The sequence below is a fragment of the Leptolyngbya sp. FACHB-671 genome, from assembly GCF_014695745.1.
Taxonomy (GTDB): Bacteria; Cyanobacteriota; Cyanobacteriia; order Elainellales; family Elainellaceae; genus JAAUTN01.
In genome coordinates this window covers 55449-74830 of record NZ_JACJOV010000164.1, presented here as the reverse complement: position 1 = coordinate 74830, position 19382 = coordinate 55449, and the positions used below count along the sequence as shown (strand labels likewise).

Genomic DNA, 19382 nt, shown 5'->3' with positions numbered 1-19382 from the left:
AATAATCCTTCAACGTATCACTTCATCAATGGGTTTGCTTCATCAGTGGGTTTGAAGTAGCCTAATGTATCGCCGCTAAATAAATCCCCCTGAGCTACTGAATGTAGGGTCAGTGCAGGGTCTTACATTTTATACCAAGTAGATCCACCCGTCGATCAGGAAGACATTAGGCTGACTAAAATCGACCCTACCTGAATCTGTCCCCCAATATTAGTCTGAAGGCGAGGCCCAAAGCACTCACCCGCTTGGGTCATCCGCCCAACACTTTACCGGTCAGAATCAGCTTCGTCTGTTTCTTGAATTGCAGACACAAGCTGCTGCAAGGCTTGTGTTAATTGGTCTAATTTTTCCAAAGCCGTATCTTGATTCTCAGCCAGGGTTTGCACCGCATCACTCAACGCAAAAATTTGATAGCCCTGCTGCTGAACCTGAGTTGCCAGAGCGTCTACGCGATCGGATAGACGATCTACCGTCTCAGTCGTTGCTAAAACAGCTTCCCCGATCTGCTGCACAATTGATTCCAGGCGATTTAGCTTGACTTCCACTCCTCAACAACCTTTTTGTCCAAATTGATTTACGTTTAAGCCTACTCTATTGCACCCGCATCTGGTCAAAGTTGTTGTTGTCTTGCCAACCTCTCTTTAATTTAAAGACACCGATCTTGAGATAGATTGTCTATATCTTTAGGAAAAGATTACATTTAGTTCATCAAGTCTTACAGAGTGCTAAGGGCGAATGGATGTGCTACGAAATTTCTCAGGGGTAGAGCAGCATCACGAATCTCAAGGAAGCTGTGGCGTCGAAAATAGCCAACCGAACTTGGCTCCCCGTTTTACAACGTTTAGGAATATTCCTCCTGAACGGGTAGGATTAAACGGAGAATACGACCATGGTGGTTTAGCGAAAAGAGTGTCTTTGAGATTCAGCCAGAGTTTTGAAGCAACCGAAATCGAAAACCTGCGAATTATTCAGCGGGGAGCAGTAGTTGTGCTGCTAGGGAAAATTCCTAATCGACGGCTGCTCACTCAAATGATTGCTATTGCTTTGGGGACAAGTGGCGCAGTGGATGTAGAAATCAATGGCATCAGCGTCGTTCAGTCTTATAAGCCCAATTTCAGAGCAAGCCTTGGAGAGTTGATGGACTCAAGTGTGGGTGTGAGGCGCGATCGCCGCAGCAATAAGTCTTGTCATGCTTGTTAGATCAAGAAACATGCTCGAAATATTTCTTTAAATCGTTCAGGTTTCCAGATTATTTGTAATGCTAATCACTTAAATCAGGACAAAAGCAGGAAGGCAAGGTTAGACCTTGCCTTCCTGCTTTTTATATGTAAACCGTTTAAGTAATCTCAAACACTAGCCCAAAGCGGTTTAGTAAGTTGCAGGTTTGGTGATCGGTTACGTTTGTGTCACTTAGCTCCAAATTGTAAAAATCTACCCACTCATGGTCAAAATACGGTCCAGCGTGCCAGGTTCCGACTTCTAGCTTGATAAAACAGTTACCAGGAATGCGGAAAGCAGCAAGGTCATTGAGTGAGGGTTCTGCTGCTTCACTGGGTGGCGCGACTACAATCAACCAATCTTTGCCCTCTAGAGAGCCAAGACACTGGGTACAGCGAACGTGTCTGGTAATTTGAGAAAACCTGCGCCCCTTTTGCTGGAGCCGCATGATGTAAAAGCGTGGCATACCCTGGTCAAGACTTAGACGAGCATCTTCTTGGTCACAGGGCTTGCCATCCTCGCTAGCAAAAATGACCTGTCCGTAAGCTTGAAAGCTTTCAGCGGTAATTTGCTGGGCAGGAAGGTGTTGGACTGAGGTGGATTGCATGGGGGGCGCTAGGGTTCAGGGGTTAGTGATTGTTCTGGTTTCCAAGCTGGACTAGGAAGCAGGGTGATACGCTTTTCTTTTACGCTATCCCAAGACCTAATAGGATAAAGCGCAGCACAAAGACGGCTGCCAAGATCCAAATAGCAAAATTGATTTCGTGAGCTTTGCCCTGGAAGGCTTTGATGAGTGGGTAGGTGATGAAGCCAACGGCTAATCCTTCGGCGATCGAATAGGTCAGCGGCATGAAGATGATGGTCAGAAACGAGGGAATAGACTCTGCCGGATCTGACCATTTGATACCCGATACGTTACCCACCATAAGCACTCCGACGATGACTAGAGCAGAGGTGGTCGCAAAGCCTGGAATGGCAGAGAACAAAGGAACAAAGAAGATGGCGAGTAAAAAAAATCCGGCGGTTATAACAGCAGTAAACCCAGACCTGCCGCCCTCAGAAATGCCAGCCGCCGACTCGATATAAGTTGTAACGGTGCAAGTACCGAAAATCGCGCCTGAAGTCGTGCCGACTGCATCTGCCATGAAAGCCTTCCCTGCTCTGGGCAATTCGCCCCGTTCGTTGATCAGTCCTGCCTGAAGTCCGACCCCTGAGAGGGTGCCAACGGTGTCAAACAGATCTACAAACAGGAAGATGAAGGTGACTGCTAAAAAGTTTGTCAGGTTTGTGCTGTTGATTTGTCCAAGTCCAACAAAGGCTTGACCAACTAGATGCACAGGAAACTGAGGCAATGCCACGATGCCGCTGGGCGGGGGTGAAATCTGAAGAATCCAGCTTAAGGCGGCAGTAGCGAGAATGCCCCAAAGCAAAGCACCTTTGATTCGACGAGCAATGAAGGCAGAGGTGATCACAATGCCGAAGATGGCCATCAAAGTTTGAGGTTGTCCTAAATCTCCTAAAGCAGTTTTGGTCGCTTCATTAGCAACAATGATTCCAGCTCCACCAACTGCTGGATCGCCTGATAGCCCAACGTAGGCAATGAACAAACCGATGCCTACAGCGGTGGCATGTTTAAGGCATTCAGGGATCGCTGTAATAATTTGACTGCGAATGTTGGAGATTGTCATTGCGATGAAGATGAGTCCTTCAATCAGAATGGCTGCCAAGGCAGTTTGCCAGCTGATCCCCAAATCCAGCACGACTGAGAAGGCAAAGAAAGCATTCAATCCCATGCCAGGTGCCAGAGCAAAGGGATAGTTTGCTAATAAACCCATGGTTAGGGTAGCGATCGCCGATGCAATTGCCGTTGCAATCACCAGTTCCCCAAACAGATCACCAGCTTCCTGTAAGAAGATGGCGTTGGAAAGGATGTCAGGATTTACCACCAGAATGTAAGCCATCGTGACGAAGGTGGTGATCCCGGCGATGACTTCAGTTCTTAGGTTGGTTCCCAGTTCGGCAAATTTGAAGAAGCGGGCGATCACCCCTGTGTCCTCAGGCGGTTGTGACCCAGGGGAAGAGTTTGGTTCAAGTTCAGTAGATCCACTACTCATACGGCAATTTTGGATTTTAGGTTTTGAAGGAATTTCTGGTGGGCGATCGCACTTAACTATCGATAGCCGCCAGAGACGACCATGATATTACGGCAGGTCTAGCCGCAAAGTGTGCAGTTGGCTACACAAGCACCTGAAATTCCTTAAGTCCCTCTGGCGTTTCGTAATTTATTTCAACCTGGTCAACGATTGCAGCGGGAGGTCCTTCGTGGCACCAGCGCAGCATTTCTTCAACGGTGGCGCGATTGCCTTCAAACACGGCTTCAACTCGGCGATCGCGCAAATTGCAAACCCAGCCTTTTAGCTTTAACAGTTGGGCAGTATCAGCAGTCGCAGCCCGATAGCTAACTCCTTGAACGCGACCAGAGACAAAAACGTGAGCGCGAATAATATTGGCTTGAGACGAAGCACTCGATGAGCTGTTCATTTAGGTTAAGCTCCCTGCACTTGTCTAATTGAATCCTGAAATATTCTCCTCAGAATTAAAGAATTGAGGGGAGAGTGGTTTGGGCAGCAGTCAACATCATCTGGAAAACTTGACGCGCTGCTGTAGAGGAATTTCAATTACAAATTCTGTACCTTGACCAGGAGATGAAATAAAGCCGAGCGAGCCGTCGTGATTTTTTGTCACAATTTGATAGCTAATTGACATACCCATACCTGTTCCCTTATCAGCAGATTTGGTAGTGAAGAAGGGATCAAAAATGTGATGCTTTACTTTTTCTGACATTCCTGAACCGTTATCAGCAATTTTAATAGTAACTTGATTATTATCAGTGAGTTTAGTGCGTATATGAATATAACCTTGAGAACTTTTGCTCTCACGGGAAGCGCATTGTTGGTTTTGCTCCTCTAAAGCGTCAATGGCATTGGTCAGGACATTCATAAACACTTGATTTAGCTGTCCTGCATAGCATTCAACTAGCGGTAACTCTCCATACTCCTTAATTACTTTAATAGCTGGACAGTCAGGTTTAGCTTTGAGGCGATGCTCCAAAATGATCAAAGTGTTTTCAATTCCCTCATGAATATCAACTGCTTTAAATTCAGCTTCATCTAAGCGAGAAAAGTTACGTAGGGAAAGAACAATTTGGCGAATACGTTCGGCTCCCATCTGCATGGATGACAACAATTTAGGTAGATCTTCCTTTAAAAACTCAAGTTCGATTTCCTCAAGTTTTGCTTGGATAATTGGTGACGAATTGGGATAATATTCTTGATACAAATCAATTAGATTAAATAGATCTTCAACATAATTACTAGCAGGTTCGATATTGCCATAAATAAAGTTAACTGGGTTATTAATTTCATGGGCAACTCCTGCAACAAGTTGGCCCATACTAGACATTTTTTCACTTTGAATAAGCTGAGTTTGCGTTTGTCTTAATTCCTCTAGTGTGTTTTCTAAGTCTTGAGTTTGCTGGCGAAGTTGTAAAATAACTTGCTTGAGCTGGTTAGTTCGCTCTTCAACCTGAATCTCTAAGTTGCGGTTATGCTCAGCTAACAAGTTTTCTGTTCTCTGCAAATCAGCATTCTTAGCTTCTAATTGTTGAGTGTAGGCTTCCAACCTTTGAAGTAGAGTGCGGTTTTCACCAAAAATGTAAGAAATTCTTTCAAACCAGGGCTGCCAAATTTTAGGCACCTCTAATTCATCAGAGATAATTCCTTGGCTCTCGGTTTCAATGTGTTCTACTAATTTTCGAGCGGGTAAGATAAATCTTTTGCGAGTGAGATGATTAGCAACGATAAGGATTAAACCTAGTCCAGGTAGGAGAGCTAGAAATAGCCAATTCGTTCCAGATAAAGCCTTTAAAGTAATTGCTGTTTTAGGAACCCACAGAACTAGCTTCCATGGTGCATTTTCTAGTTGATGGTGAAGTAATATATAGGAATTGACGGAGTTGATTTGGTCGGCAGGAGTTTGTAGAAGTTGCTTAAATTGGTTTTGTAAATCTTCTGGCAATGCAGCTTGAATAGACTTTACTTTAGCATCGGTTGAGTTAACTAAGTCGGGATGAGCTAATAGTTGATCGTATTGATTAATAATAAATGTATTTATTTGGCGATCGCGCTCAATCGCAGAGTTTTTGATCGTTTCATTCAGTACATCTAGTGTAAAATCTAAAGCAATGGTACCTAAGAAATTATCTTTGTCATAGATTGGGGCGGAAATGGTAACCATCAACCCTTTGCCTGCTGTATCGGTATAGGCGTGAGTCCAAAAAATTTGGCGTTGAGGATTGTTCTCTGGTAGTCCAAGTTGATAAAAATCTTGATCGTAATCACTCTCCTTAATCAAGTACTCACTGCTTGAAACCCAGGGATAAATATTAACGAATCTGTTTTCTGATATGTAATATACCCAAGCGAAATTAGGTATATTTTCTCTGGACGCTTGAAAAAGAGGGTTGAGTGATAACGCCATCTCAATCTCTCGCTTGACATCGGGTGAAATCTGCTCCACTGAGCCTATTCCAGTCACGTTACCAACCATGTCCTTAGTAAAAGGAGGCTGAATCTGATCTAAGACGTAGTAATCTTCTTCTGGTAGATTCTGTAACTGAGAGAGGAGTAGGGAAGGTGTCTCCTCAGAAGAATGAGTTGCTAGATAAAACTCGGCTTCAGTTTTAAGGCTATGGACATGGTCAGAGGCTCCTTTCACAAGATAGTTTAGACTGGATGCCTCCTGTAGAAATCTTGCTTGCAGCTGCTCTAATTCATTTTGGTAGCGCGAACGGAATTGCAAGTAAAATAAGCTGGATGATACGACAGTGACTAACGAGAACGTGGCGAAGATGATACGAGTGTATCCCTCAAAGAAGTTTGTGCTAGGCAGTACTGCTTGGCTCTTCTGTCGCATAGGTTAAAGCTATTACTCTTCCATTCTTAGAATTCCCAGTCATCAAGTGCTCACACCTAAAACGACACAACTTAACCCTGTGCAGAAACAGTTAAGGATGTAAGTTCATCCAAAGCCAATTTGGACTACACAAATACTGTTAGTTCAGTGACTGGGTAATTGTTCTGCTGATAGCTGCAGTCACATACAATCCCAGCACTAAGCCCAGCGCATTTCTAACGATATGATACTTGCGCCCTTTTACCTGATTGAATTCATTAAAACCTTATTCCTCTTTCTTGTCCAAGTTGCAACGACTGACTATCGAGGTCAACTCAACTCGATTGGGTTTGCTGTCCTTCCTGAACCGTACCATTCTCATCAAACGGTACTGACCTAAGCAGATGCTGTCAGGTCTGCAACTTCCTGAAGAAGTCGTAGACCTGAGCTAAGCTTGTTCTAACCCGTTCACTTCCTATGGTCTGGGCACAAATAGCATTCGAGTGTAGTTAATGCCGCCGTCGTTGTCGCTGGCAAGCCAATAACCCTGCTCGGTTACGGCTAGACTTTCGATTTTTTCCTCGATCCAGTCGTAATCGGAGAGCAAATCCAGCACCAGGGTTTTCTCTAGCGTTGCGCCAGGTTCTGCGTCGGCTAGAGAAACGCGGTAGATGCGCTTGATTCGAGCATTGGCTGAGCCATTCTCACCGCCCTGATTGTCTCGCTCAACGATCAAGAAACTGCCGTCGGTGTCGCGGGCAATTTCGCTCAAGCCAACCCAGCTTTCTTCTACGTTGTCTGTGTCGAGCGGGTAGAAATAGTAATTCCAGGTTTGGTTTTCCAGGTCATATTCGGCAATTCGCACGGTGTTTTCTGGGTCGCCCTCAAACTCGCGCTGAATTGCGACATAGACTTTGGTGCCTTCGGCGTTGGTTGCGACTCCTTCGAAGCCAAAGCGGGTGATTGTGCCTGCTGCCGCTTCGGGTAGCGGAATTTCTTGCTGCACTTCGCCCATGCCGTTGACATAGCTGAGTAAGTTGGGGGCTTCTTGACCTTCACGATCATCTCCTTCGCTGACCACCCAGAAACCACCAGGAGGATGAAGGGTTACGCCTTCCAGGTCATAGCTGACAGGTTCGCCATCCTTGGTAATTGGCAGCGCACTGACAACTGTAGCGACTGAATTCTCCATTTCAATTCGATAAATGCGAGAAGGTGACACCGCGTTGTCGGGTACGGCGTACAGGGCATTCGGGTTATAGCGTACCTGATGTAGTCCACTAATGGCGCTAAAAGGTAAACCTAACCCTGTGCTGGTGATCAGCGGCTCAGTTGGGCTATAGGCTGATGCAGCTGGGTCAGTTGAAGCTTGAAAGAAGTCGATTGTACCATCGTCTTCATTGGAGGTTAGCAGCAGATTGCGCTGTGGAATTGCCAAAACTCCCTCGGGGGCCAGTCCAGTAGGCAGGAAGCTTAGCAGTTCAGGTTCCTCGACGTTGCTAATGTCGTAAGCGACGACAAAGCTACCCCGCTCAGAGGCGACGAAAGCAATGGGCTGTCCATCAAAGTCGGCCATGGTGCCACCTTCCATTTCAAGTCCACGATCTTCGGAGCGATCGTCAGGATATTGCCCTCTGGTAACTGCGAGTTCCTCAACGCTGCTGCCACTGTCGTAAACGACATTGCCTTCCAGGTCAAAGATTGTCCAGCCGCGTCCACCTGACCAAATGTTGTCGCCAAAGCTTTCTAACTCGGTGTCCCCTTCGTTGACGGTAAGAAGGTATTGACCATCAGGGGTGAAGGCGATCGCATCCGGCTCTCTGCGTCCTTCAAACTCTTCAGTGACAGTAATCTCACCATCCTCAGTCAGGTCAGCTAAATGGATGGAGTTGCCAGTAGAGAAGATACGAGTGATTTCTTCGGAAGCAACGTCGATTAGGGCGATCGCATTATTCTCTTGAATCGTTACAGCGGCCGTGCTGCCATCGGGACTGAATTTGACATACTCTGGCTGCGGGTCTTCGATATAGTTCACGCCTTCCACACCGCTTAGATCGATTTCTACTGCCGAAACGGTAGACTCACTCGGGTTGTCATAGTTAATCGTGACAAAGTTAATCGAGCCAGGACGAGAGCCAGGCAGGTTGTCAGTGTCTTCCTCGTCCTCAAGCGCCACAATTACTTTGCTGCCGTCGGGGGAAATGTCAATGCTGTCAGGTCCAATGCCCAGAAGCTGCACCTGTCCGACGATTTCGCGAGTCATCAGGTCAATGAAGACGAGGTTGCCGGGTTGCTGATCGGCGATCGTTTGCCCGGCATCTTCGTCAATGAGGGAAAGGACAGCGGCGATCGCATACTTACCGTCAGGCGTAACCGCAACCGAAGTCGGCTCCCCAGCCACCTCAATGATTCCAAGCGGCTGCGGATTTGTGGGATCGGTGATATCAACAAAGCCAACTTGCTGGTCGCCTGAGTTGGTGAAAACCAGCGTGTTTCCATCGGGGCTAACGTCAATAATTTCCGCCACTGCGCCACCCACTACGTAGCGATTGAGCGGCACAAAGCTACGAATCTGCGCTTGAGCAACTCCAGCACTGCCCAACAGCACCGTTGAGACTAAAGATGCAGAAATAAGAGCATGAATTGAGAACTTCACCATAAACCCAGCACTCCTCACCAAGATGTCGATGTGACAGTTAATTCCAATCGATGGGAGTATAAAACGATGCAGATGGTGGCTGGTTTATGAGAAGGTTAAGCTCTCATTGAGCAGTGGTTGCAAAGAATGGTTAGTTAGAAATTCGATCTAGCTCAAGCTTAAATCCAGGCAGTACTTAAGCATCAGAACGCGATCGCTACTCCGCTTCGCAATCTCGATTGGAGAGGGAGCCATCGGGCATGACCGTTCGACAAAATTTGGCTTGCTCCATCAAAGCGCCTCTTAAACTTGCACCTTCAAAGGACGCTTCTGTGAGGTCTGCTCCGGTAAAATCAACTCCTTCTAGCCCCTCTTCACCGACTGGAGTAAATCCCACGACTCTGAAATCGGCGCGGGTAAGATTAGCATTTCTAAAGCTGGTGCCTGAAAGCCCAGTGCAGGTGCCCGCGCCACAGCGAAACTCCGCAGAGGTCAGGTCTGCACCATCAAAAACTGTGTTGTACAATTCAGCTTGCCGTAAAACTGCAAACCTGAGATTTGCTCCAGACAAATCAGCAGAACTCAGCTTCGCAGCTCCTAGAATTGCACCCTCAAGGTTAGCCTTTGATAAATCGGCTTCCTCTAATTCTGCAAAGGATAAATCTTCATTTGACAAATCACAGGCTGGGCAGTCACGCAGGACTCCTTCCAGGAATTTTTCTTGCCTAACTTCGGGAGTGTTGACCCATAAAATCACCGCAAGGGGAAGTGTGGCAAATCCAGCAATGTAACCGAAACCACCAACGATGAGGGAGCGGCGATTGATCCACAGTCGCCAGCCTGAACGTTGAGACGGTTGTTCTGTTTGCTCCATGTTTTGACCAAGGTTTGACATAGCTTCAGAAATACAACGCTATAAGGAAATGTCACTGATATAAGACCCTGGCTTATCTAAGGAACTCAGAATCTCGTCACTGTCATTCTGCTTAGGGATGTTTGAGACGTAGCGAATGTCTCCGTGAGGGCGTAGCATTCGGGCAAGAATCTTTGATCAACTCCAAAGACTGCTTGCCGAATGCTACGCCCCTACGTGTTGAACTCGGACTAGAGGCAAACATCCCTACAGTTTCTTCAAGCCCTGGCTGGATTATTTCTGAGAAATGGCTGGCGATCGCCCTCCAAAAATTCCCTTTACAGTTGGTACGCTAGAAAAGCTGTGGTGTGCTGCATCCGGCGATAACTGTTGTGTTGGGTGGGGAGAATGGTGTGTTTTTCAGCGTTGTGATTCCGACGTACAACCGTAAGCCAATTTTGGAGAAGTGCCTGAAAGCGCTGGAAAACCAACAGTTGGCAGCAAATACGATCCTTGAAGGTTATGAAGTGGTGCTAGTCGATGATGGTTCGACCGATGGCACGGTAGACTGGCTGCGATCCCCCACTACCCATTTTCCCCATGTACGCCTGTTTCAGCAGGACCATCAAGGACCAGCAGCAGCGCGGAATCTGGGTGTGGAAAAGGCGGTCGGCGACACGATTATCTTTATTGATAGTGATCTGGTCGTGACGGAGAGCTTTTTACAGGCTCATGCCGATGCGCTGATTGAGGGAGAGAAGAAACTGGGAAGCGATCGCCTCTTTACCTACGGGGCTGTGATCAACACCAGCAACTTTGATCAGCCCACTTCCGAACCGTATAAGCTAACGGACTTTTCAGCAGCGTATTTTGCCACGGGAAATGTGGCGATTGCTCGCAAGTGGCTCGACCAGTCCGGGCTGTTTGACACTCGCTTTCAGCTTTATGGCTGGGAAGATCTGGAGTTGGGCGTGCGGCTGAAGCAGCTTGGATTGAAGCTGGTCAAATGTCCTGAAGCCCCAGGCTATCACTGGCATCCCCCTTTCTCACTTGACCAGATTCCGCTCATGATTGACCGTGAAATTCAGCGGGGACGTATGGGCGTGCTGTTTTACCAAAAACACCCAACCTGGGATGTGCGACTGATGATCCAGATGACCTGGCTGCACCGAGTTCTTTGGGGACTACTTTCCCTAGGCGGCAGGTTAAACGAACGCACCATGGCACCTTTTCTGCAATGGCTGATCGACAGCGGTAAACCCCAACTGGCACTCGAAGCCGCCCGCATTTTTCTCAACTGGTACAACGTACAGGGCGTGTATGCCGCCTATGCGGACGCTTTGAAAGATGAAGGATGAGGGGGGAACATCTTCTTCCCTAGCCCCCAGCCCCCAGCCCCTACACAACTCAAGGTTTTTCGTCGGGCGCAATGCCGTCTTCAGGAAAGACCCATTGCGGCGATTGCATTGCTTTTTTGCGAATGGCTTCTTCGGCGATCGCAATCATGTCATCCAACGATGTTTCTTGAACAAACTTTGAGGCCTGTTCTTTGTATTCCAAGTTGGGGCATCGGTCACCCAATACACAGCCATTTACACAAGAGACTGCACAGTCAATTTGAGCAGGTTCCATTAAACACTTCTCCTCAGTTCTCATTCACCAAAGCGATCGGCAGACTTTTTCCGCTGTAGCTGCCAACTTGAGTGCGTTTGTGCCCAGCTTTACCAAGTCTAAAAAAATGGTAGCGCAATCCGAATCAAAGGCATTCAGCAAAAGATTTCACCGAGTCCTAACTCCCAATCCCAAACTCCTAATCCTCAAAAAACGTCTCTGCCAACCCCAGATAGCGAATTCCGGCTGGGCTAATGTCAAAGCGGCAGGGAAGAACCTGTAAGCCGAGGGCGATCGCCTCCCTCAGCAGCTTCCCATAGAGCGGATCAGCGCTGTCACCCGGGGCGAAATGGGTGCAGTCACCGCGATTGATGAAATAGAGCATTACCGCTTTGGCTTTGGGCAAGAGTGCTGTTAGCTCAATCAGGTGTTTTTGCCCGCGTGTGGTGACGGTATCAGGAAACAGCGCCAGTTTTCCCTGTGTCCAGGTGGTGTTTTTCACTTCTACGTAGATGGGTGGAGCGGATTCGTCACCCATTAGTAGAAAATCGACTCGGCTCTTTTGGTCTGCCCCATAGCGCACTTCTGGCAAAATCTGGTTGTAGTCGCTCAGGGGAAAGAGCTTTGCTTCTAGTGCCGATTTGATGACGCGATTGGGTAAGGCAGTATTGACGCCTGCCCAGGTTAGTGTGTCTTTAACCTGAATCAGTTCCCAGGTGTAAGGGAGCTTGCGGGTTGGGCTATCGCTGCGAGACACCTGAACCCGACTGCCAATTTTGCAAACGCCCGTCATTGGACCAGTGTTGGGGCAATGAGCGGTGATGGTTTCGCCCGAATCTAGCTCAATGTCAGCAAAAAAGCGCTTGTAGCGCTTCAATAAGATACCTGGATAAAGAGTTGGGTAAGGATAAAACCAATCGCTCGTTGTATCAGCTTGTTGCACGTTTACCAAAGTAGGGTTGTAGAGTAACTCTTGAATTCATCGTCTTTTGTTACCACGGGAATATTCTCTGTCAAGCTTTGCGCGAGTATGAGTCGATCAAATGGATCACTGTGATGAAAAGGCAGTTTCGTTAGCTCATCCAAGTGTTCTGGCTGTATTTCAAGCAGCTCAATGGCGTTACCATACACTTCTCGTTCAACTAGCTCAGTCAGTGTCATCTTGAGTTCTAGTTTGCCAATGCTACTCTTAATCGCTATTTCCCAAAGACTTGCAACACTCAAAAATCTCTGATTTGCCTGTTCCTCAATCAGATTTCTTGCCAGCTCACTGAGAGTAGAATTGCCTTCGATAAACCACAGAAACGCATGTGTATCGAGCAAGAGCTTCACGGAGCATATTCCTCAAAGTCCTCCAGTGGCTGATCAAAATCCTCTGCCATCTTTACCAATCCTCTAGCACTACCAAATTTTGGAATTGCCCTTACAGTGCTGATTGGCATAATTTTAAAAGAGGTACCGTCGCTGCGGGTTATGATCACTTCTTCTCCATTTGCCGCTTCTTCAATTAGCTTTGCCAATTGAGTTTCAGCTTCTTTTAAGTTGACTTGATGCATGGGTGATTCCTAAAAAGAACCAGTCTCCTAATATAGTCGATGCTTGCTGTGATAAGCGTCTTTCTTGCCCAAACACTCCGTGCAAGGAATTGGAATGAAACTAAATGTTCATGGATTAGGGGCTTCTAGCTTGAAGAGTTCTAGCTCCTTTCCGTAATACTGTTGAGTGCGTCCGAGGGGAGACATACCTAGTCGTTGGGTGACCTGGATAGAGGCGGTGTTTTCGGGGTTGACGACAGCGTAGATGACGGGCAGTTTCAGCACGTTAAATCCGTAGTTCAGGACAGCCTGCCCTGCTTCAGTAGCGTATCCTTTGCCCCAGGCGGCTTTTTTAAGGTGCCAGCCGACTTCAATTTCCGAGGTGGGGTTTCCGTCGTTGTCGGGCAGTTGTTTGAGGATAACGGTTCCAAAGATTTCGCCAGTTTCTTTGTCGGCGATCGCCCAAAATCCAGTTCCATTATTTAGAGCAGCAGTGCGGTCGGTTCTTTGTTGTAGCGATCGCCGCTGAGTTTCAACGTTCTCCTCCTTGCCGCCGCCAATAAAACGCATTACTTCAGGATCGCCATAAATCTCAAAAGCTTGCTCTGCGTCATCCTGGGGTATCCAATTCCGAATAACCAGACGCTCAGTTTCCGTCAAGATAGCCATTATTTCTCACTCCCAACCCCTAATCTCCAAACCCCAATTCCCCTAAGCCAACAATTGAATAATCGCCTCAACTAACCGCTGAGGCTCAATTGGCTTTGCCAGGTGCATTTGGAATCCAGCAGATATTGCCCGTTGCTGATCATATTCTGCGGCATAGGCAGTGAGCGCGATCGCTGGAATGTCTCCGCATTGGTCAGGCGATCGGGCTCTGATTTGCTCGATCAACATGTATCCATCGATCTCAGGCATTCCGATATCACTTAACAGAATGTGAGGTTGAGTCTGAGGAGGGAACTGGTCTAGAGTCTCCAAAGCGTCCCCGGCAGAAGCGGCGGCGATCGCCGTTGCTCCCGCCTGCCTAAGCAGGAAAGCCAGTAGTTCTCGCGTGTCTGGCTCATCATCTACAATCAGCACTCGGATACCTGCCAAAGCAGCGGTAAAAGTTGGAATAGGTCCCTCCGAGTACGGGGTGGAAGAGAGCCCTAGATTAGCTGGCGGGGTTGGCGCTGTACCCGAAGTTTCTTCGTCTTGCCAGAGCGGTAGTTTGACCGTGAAGGTAGCACCCTGTCCTTCTCCTGAGCTTTCAGCACGAACGGTACCACCGTGTAGCTCGACCAGATGACGCACGATCGCTAACCCCAGTCCCAGTCCGCCAAATTTGCGTGTGGTAGCGCTATCAGCTTGACGGAAGTAGTCAAAGATGTAGGGGACAAACTCAGGGTTGATGCCAATGCCACTGTCGCTGACGGTGATTTGAGCGTATGGGTAGGTGATCGCTTCTTCCGTTTGCACCTGTTCCAGGCGGATTTCTACCCTGCCGTCGTTAGGGGTAAATTTGACCGCATTAGAGAGCAGATTCCAAACAATTTGCTGGAGTCTGGCCGGATTCCCTGAGACTTGAAAGTGCGAGCTTTGTGGTGGTTCGCTCAGAACGGTGAGGTTGGGCTGAGTTGCCGGATTTGTTGGGGTGACTGCATCCGTTTCGACTGCTTGTGACTGAGTGGGGGAAGGGAGGGCGATCGCCTCAACCTCGTCTTGATCAAAGCCTGCATCCAGCAGGTGAAAACTAAGCTGAATAGATTTAGCCTCAGCAGAGAGACGCACCGTTTCGATTGCCGCTTCAATCACAGAAACCAAGTTAACCGGACAGAAGTTGAGCTTGAGCTTTCCCTGCAAAATCCGCGATACATCCAGCAAATCTTCGATCAGTTGGGTTTGCAGTTTGGCGTTGCGCTCAATTGTATCCAGGGCACGGGCAACGGTTTGAGCGTCAAGTTTGCGGTTTTTGAGCAGCTGAGTCCAGCCTAAAATCGGGTTGAGCGGCGTGCGCAATTCGTGGGAAAGCACAGCGAGAAATTCGTCTTTGACTCGGTTAGCTGATTCGGCGGCACTGCGGGCGGTTTGCTCGGCAGCATAAAGCTGAGCGCGGGCGATCGCTTGGGCACACTGCTGTCCCAGAGTCAGCATAAAGGCTCGATCTTCTTCGTTAAAAGACTGGGCAGTTCTAAAGCTTAAGCCCATTGCACCCAGTGTGCGTCCCTCAACATTCAGCGGAATACAGGTGAATGCTTGATTGCCAGTTGTGGCGATCTCATCGGCAAGGTGAGGATAGTCTGCCACCAATGCTTCGGCGTTTTCCAAAAAAATAGCTTCTCCCGTTCGCACCGTTTTTGCCAGGGGCGTGGGGGCTGTTACGGAAAAGCTTTGCCAGGGCTGCACCACCTCTGACGGATAGCCGATCGCATTCACCACCCGAATCGACAATCCCTGATCTACCAATAGCGCCACCGAGCCAGCAGTAGCTCCCAGGGCAGCGATTCCCTGATTCATGACGACATCAGCGACTTGGTGAGGGGTTAGTGCTTCTGAAAGCGCCGCCGTAATTTTTTGCAGTCGAGCGGTGCGATTAGCCGTTTGTTCTGTAGCCCGCTGAGCTTCCTGGGTAGCGCGATATAGTCTGGCATTGTCAATCGCCAGGGCTGCACGACGGGCTAAATCTTCTGCCAGAGACAGGTCGTCCATACTATAGCGTCGCTCTGATGCGGCTATAGCGAGTGAGAGGGTTCCTAAAATTTGCTGACGGGCAATCAGCGGCACAATCATTGCAGACTTGAGGGACAACGATTCGACTATTTGCAGATGCTCAGCGTTATGGCTTAACTGTTTGATCAGCGCATCAGGAATTTCGGCTAACAGAACAGACTCGCCTGTTTTTAAGACCTGGGCGATCGGATTTTTTCCTTGTGGGTTGGGGGGATAGTGCTGAAGTTGCTGTGCCCATACTGCCTTTGTTGGGTCTGCATGAGCAATAGGCAGGCGAGAAATCGTGCCGTCAAAGTTGAGCAGGTCTACCGTACACCAGTCTGCCATCTCTGGAACGGCAATCTGGGCAACCCGATCCAGCGTAGTTTGATAGTCCAGAGAGGTGGACAAGTCAATGCTGGTTTCGGCAAGGTAGCGCAGGGTTTGCTCAATTCGTTTGCGCTCTGTCAGGTCTACGATAAACCCAATTCCTGTCTTGGAAGCTTCTAGTCGAGCGCCTGCAACCAGGACAGACACGCGGCTCCCGTCTTTACGAATGTATTCTTTTTCGTAAGGAGCGCAGGCATCGGAGGAAAGGCTTTGACGTCCAGCCTGTTCGTCCAAATGGTGATATTCAGGTGGAGTAATGGCCTCAAGCTGGAGTTGCCCCGCCTGCAAGTCTGCTCGCGTGTAGCCAATCAAGTTTAAGAAGGCATCGTTGGCATCGAGGATGTTGCCCTGCAGGTCGCCAAAGTTAATGCCAATAATGTTGGATTCAAACAGCCGCCGAAAGCGAGATTCGCTGGCTCGAAGGGCATCTTCAGACTGTTTGCGATCGCTAATATCGGTCAGCATGGTTAACGTTCCAGCAAACTCACCACGCTGATTCAAAATTGGGCTAGCTGAAACTAGCACCCATAGATCTGAGCCATCTTTGCGAAGAACGCGAAAGTCAAATTGCTCTTTAATTCCCTGCTTGCGGCGTTCGATCCGATATTCAGCCTCAACCCGCCCTGCCTGATCCATAAAATCAAACAAAGAGCGGTTTTGCATCTCTTCCAGGCTGTAGCCCAGCATTTCAGCTAACCGTTGATTGGCGTACTCGGTACGTAAGTTGGCATCCAGTAGCCAGATCCCTTCATAGGAGGTATCCAGGATTTGCCGATACCGATCCTCACTCGTTTGCAATTGAGCCAGAGCGGTTTTAGCTCTTTGCTTGGAATTTCGCAAGTCGGCATTTAAGCTGCTGATCAGAAGTCCAACCAGCCCAAATGTGATTAGCTGAAAGCGGTCAGCCTGGCTGTCAACGACGAATGAATAGAGGGGCGGAATAAAGAAAAAGGCGATCGCCAGACAAGACAGTATCGTTGCAGTCAGTCCACCTGTCAGCCCACCAAACCAGGCACTCACCGTCACCGCCGCAAAAAACAAAATCAGAATTTTAGGCTGAATCAACGCCCCCAGCCAGATTGTGAGCACCAAAGCCAGCCCAACGGACAAAGCAGCTACGCCACAGCGCTGGAGTGAGGAACGGGTGACATTGAGCATAGTGACGAGTTGCCTGGTCCTCAAACTATGGACGGGTGTAGCTCTGCTTACCTTAAGGGGGATGACAGGTTTTACACACCGTTCCAAGGAAACATTTATCGATTTAACTCATAAGCACCCCTTCAGCCCGTAAGCCTGGTAACACGTTCGTTTAGCCGAGGTTTACCAAAGCGTCTCCAGGCACTGCCGCCGCGCAAAAATAGCTCCATCCAGCGGGTCGGTTTACCATCAGAGCTTGACCATCCAGAGCTTCCTGGCGAAAAGGCTAACGTTCCTTCTGGTACTTTAAAGCTGCCATCTGAGTAAATTGCATCACTCACAACATCCCCAATCCGAATTACAACTTTTGTTTGGGGTTCCAAGTTAATGCTGTAATCGGGAATGGTGGTTTTGATGTTGCCGTAGCCGTCTACCCAGGCGATGCGATCGAGTGGGGCATCTGGCAACTGAGCAGGGTTGAGCGGCTCGCCCAACACGCTAAAGTCTCCCTGGGCGATCGCCGCCGCCGCTGGAGGAAACACATCTCGCGAGCGAAACTGCGACCCACCGCGTGACACGTTCACCGTCTGCAACACCTTGGCGTGATTCTTGATAAAAGAGAGGGTATAGCCTGCATTCACTCCAACTACTTTTACGCCATTGGGCAACAATGCATAGGTTAACCCTTCTCCTTCGTTGTCTTGCCGTGCATCTGGGTCATCTTGACGTGGCGCACAGTTGTGATAGATCAGACGCTCAGCCGGTCCAGGATTGAGCCCCAGTTGGGCAATCCAAAACCCGGTAGACAGCGTGTTAAACGGAGGCACTGAAAGAGGATGAATTTGAGCTTGTGGTAGCGATTGGAGTAACCGCTGTGTCACTTCGGTAAAGGCCGGATCGCCCGTACCATAATCTGCAATTAAGCAGATAAACATACTCCTCTCCTTTTGTCTCAAGTGATAACAAGTTTACTTGGGCAGTACGAACATAGAACAGACATATCAGCCGGTTGCAGCGCTATGTTCTGGCTTGAGCACCGTAACACAAATTGCTGCGACTAAAAGAGAAATTAGCCCAAGCCAAATTCCAGTCGTAACAGACAGTGCTTCTGGCTTGCCAAAGAATATACTAAATGCACTGGCAGTGGCTGCGGCTCCACCAAAAAACAAGCCGATCGCCAACCCTGCGTGCCTCGGAGAGACAACCGACAACACTAGGGGGAATGTTCCGTTGGATACCAGGCTATAAGCAATTCCTAAGCCGATCGCCAGGATGATTGCCATAGGAGAACTGACAGTGAGTCTGAGCAACACCAGCAAGGCCGCGATCGCCCCCAGACCAACCAGCATGGCTCTAGAATTGCCTATCCGAGCAGCAATTAAACCCGCTGGAATGGCAAAAGCGGCGATCGCCAGGAAAACCAAGCCAATGAAGAAGGGTGGATTGCTATCGGGCAGTTGTGCTTTGAGCACTTTAGGAAAAATTTCGATCGCCAGTCGAAACACTAACGTCACCGTTGCACCGATGCCAAAGATGAGTCCCAAAGAGAGCAGTGAAGGACGGATTGCAGCCGTATTTCTCAAGCCCGAGATTGCCATTGAAGGTGGGTTGAAAAACCTCAAACACGCTACCGTCACCAACAGCAGAATTGCTACAGCAATAAAGGTTGTCCCGTAACCCAACTCACGCAGGGCTGCGCTTCCCAGTGGTGTTACGGCTCCGGCCAGCCCTGCTGCCAAGGTGAGTAAACTTGCTGCTTGAGGCAGGCGCACCGTAGCAGCATAGTGTCTCAGCAGCGCCAAGGCTGGACTGCGAAGGATGCCAATGGCGATCGCCCATAAAATTAACAGCACGGGCACCAACCAGCGGATAGAACCATTGGGTTGAGTTGCTCCTATGTTGGTCACAAGTAAGGGAATGATCGCAAATAGGGCTGCGGTCAACGCAGCGCCAACCCAGATCAATGGAAAGCGGTTACGTTGACGTTGTTGAGTTTGATCAGAGAGTCGTCCCGCTAGGGGTTCTAGGGCGATCGCCAGCAAAGTTTCAATTAACAGCAGTTGTGGCGCAAAGGTAGGCGCAAACCCCAGTTGCGTCACAAGCTCTGCTAAATGCACGCGATACACAACCCAGCTTAAGGTAATTGAGCCATATACAGTAGCCAGTGCAGCCACAGGTAGCCATAAAACAACAGCTTGTGATTGAGCTAAAGAAAGTTGGTTCGCTTTCATAGTCTTGCACCATGTATTCCTCAAAGTATTTCTCAAAAAAGAGAGTGACGATCTATAAAAGGGTGCTACAAGTTGACCACACCTTATCACCGATTCATTGCTGTAAATATTACCTTTTACATTTT

18 protein-coding genes are annotated in these 19382 nt (G+C 48.6%); 3 read left to right on the top strand and 15 right to left on the bottom strand.

Features of this window, described 5'->3' with window-relative positions; translation table 11 throughout:
• Positions 1-266 precede the first annotated feature (266 nt).
• Positions 267-545: a hypothetical protein gene (locus tag H6F93_RS31090; RefSeq protein ID WP_190642421.1), complete on the bottom strand. Its 279-nt coding sequence runs from the start codon at positions 543-545 to the stop codon at positions 267-269.
• A 190-nt stretch (positions 546-735) separates the two neighbouring features.
• Here H6F93_RS31090 and H6F93_RS31085 point away from each other — a divergent pair, with 190 nt between their 5' ends.
• On the top strand, positions 736-1200 hold the full coding sequence (locus H6F93_RS31085; RefSeq protein ID WP_190689622.1) for a hypothetical protein: 465 nt from the start codon (positions 736-738) through the stop codon (positions 1198-1200).
• A 136-nt stretch (positions 1201-1336) separates the two neighbouring features.
• Here the strand turns inward: H6F93_RS31085 and H6F93_RS31080 are convergent, their stop codons facing one another.
• The 6 genes from H6F93_RS31080 to H6F93_RS31055 all read right to left on the bottom strand — a co-directional run bounded on the left by H6F93_RS31080 (position 1337) and on the right by H6F93_RS31055 (position 9704).
• Positions 1337-1825: an ureidoglycolate lyase gene (locus H6F93_RS31080; protein ID WP_190689619.1), complete on the bottom strand. Its 489-nt coding sequence runs from the start codon at positions 1823-1825 to the stop codon at positions 1337-1339.
• 79 nt (positions 1826-1904) lie between these two features.
• Complete coding sequence (locus H6F93_RS31075) at positions 1905-3332, bottom strand: NCS2 family permease (RefSeq protein WP_190642426.1); 1428 nt, start codon at positions 3330-3332, stop codon at positions 1905-1907.
• Positions 3333-3453: 121 nt separating this feature from the next.
• Positions 3454-3759 carry an acylphosphatase gene (locus H6F93_RS31070; RefSeq protein WP_190689617.1) on the bottom strand — a complete coding sequence of 102 codons (306 nt, stop codon included), beginning with the start codon at positions 3757-3759 and terminating at the stop codon, positions 3454-3456.
• 96 nt (positions 3760-3855) lie between these two features.
• On the bottom strand, positions 3856-6078 hold the full coding sequence (locus H6F93_RS33580; protein WP_199314233.1) for a sensor histidine kinase: 2223 nt from the start codon (positions 6076-6078) through the stop codon (positions 3856-3858).
• 568 nt (positions 6079-6646) lie between these two features.
• Positions 6647-8830, bottom strand: coding sequence for an esterase-like activity of phytase family protein (locus tag H6F93_RS31060; protein WP_190689615.1), 2184 nt, complete (start codon positions 8828-8830; stop codon positions 6647-6649).
• 196 nt (positions 8831-9026) lie between these two features.
• On the bottom strand, positions 9027-9704 hold the full coding sequence (locus H6F93_RS31055) for a pentapeptide repeat-containing protein (protein WP_199314231.1): 678 nt from the start codon (positions 9702-9704) through the stop codon (positions 9027-9029).
• Between the two features lie 101 nt (positions 9705-9805).
• On the opposite strand from H6F93_RS31055, the gene H6F93_RS31050 reads away from it, so the two are divergent.
• A complete protein-coding gene (locus H6F93_RS31050; RefSeq protein ID WP_190642431.1) occupies positions 9806-10018 on the top strand; it encodes a hypothetical protein in 213 nt (70 codons plus the stop codon).
• Positions 10019-10030: 12 nt separating this feature from the next.
• Positions 10031-11020, top strand: coding sequence for a glycosyltransferase family 2 protein (locus H6F93_RS31045; protein ID WP_524538048.1), 990 nt, complete (start codon positions 10031-10033; stop codon positions 11018-11020).
• Between the two features lie 49 nt (positions 11021-11069).
• On the opposite strand, the gene H6F93_RS31040 is transcribed toward H6F93_RS31045, so the two are convergent.
• From H6F93_RS31040 to H6F93_RS31005, 8 genes are all read right to left on the bottom strand, one after another.
• Entirely contained in the window at positions 11070-11294 is a 225-nt protein-coding gene (locus H6F93_RS31040) for a hypothetical protein (protein ID WP_190689609.1), read from the bottom strand.
• A gap of 178 nt (positions 11295-11472) precedes the next feature.
• On the bottom strand, positions 11473-12216 hold the full coding sequence (sfsA, locus tag H6F93_RS31035; RefSeq protein WP_190689606.1) for a DNA/RNA nuclease SfsA: 744 nt from the start codon (positions 12214-12216) through the stop codon (positions 11473-11475).
• Positions 12217-12218: 2 nt separating this feature from the next.
• The gene (locus tag H6F93_RS31030) at positions 12219-12605 is read right to left on the bottom strand and encodes a PIN domain-containing protein (protein ID WP_190689602.1); all 387 of its coding nucleotides are present in this window, start codon (positions 12603-12605) and stop codon (positions 12219-12221) included.
• The gene (locus tag H6F93_RS31025; RefSeq protein ID WP_190642433.1) at positions 12602-12829 is read right to left on the bottom strand and encodes a type II toxin-antitoxin system Phd/YefM family antitoxin; all 228 of its coding nucleotides are present in this window, start codon (positions 12827-12829) and stop codon (positions 12602-12604) included. The genes H6F93_RS31030 and H6F93_RS31025 overlap by 4 nt, the downstream gene beginning before the upstream one ends.
• Before the next feature lie 108 nt (positions 12830-12937).
• The gene (locus tag H6F93_RS31020; protein WP_190689599.1) at positions 12938-13477 is read right to left on the bottom strand and encodes a GNAT family N-acetyltransferase; all 540 of its coding nucleotides are present in this window, start codon (positions 13475-13477) and stop codon (positions 12938-12940) included.
• A gap of 42 nt (positions 13478-13519) precedes the next feature.
• Positions 13520-17047 carry a PAS domain S-box protein gene (locus tag H6F93_RS31015; protein ID WP_190689595.1) on the bottom strand — a complete coding sequence of 1176 codons (3528 nt, stop codon included), beginning with the start codon at positions 17045-17047 and terminating at the stop codon, positions 13520-13522.
• Between the two features lie 122 nt (positions 17048-17169).
• Entirely contained in the window at positions 17170-17961 is a 792-nt protein-coding gene (locus H6F93_RS31010; protein WP_190689593.1) for an SAM hydrolase/SAM-dependent halogenase family protein, read from the bottom strand.
• Positions 17962-18027: 66 nt separating this feature from the next.
• A complete protein-coding gene (locus H6F93_RS31005) occupies positions 18028-19257 on the bottom strand; it encodes a PucC family protein (protein ID WP_190689590.1) in 1230 nt (409 codons plus the stop codon).
• Positions 19258-19382 lie beyond the last annotated feature (125 nt).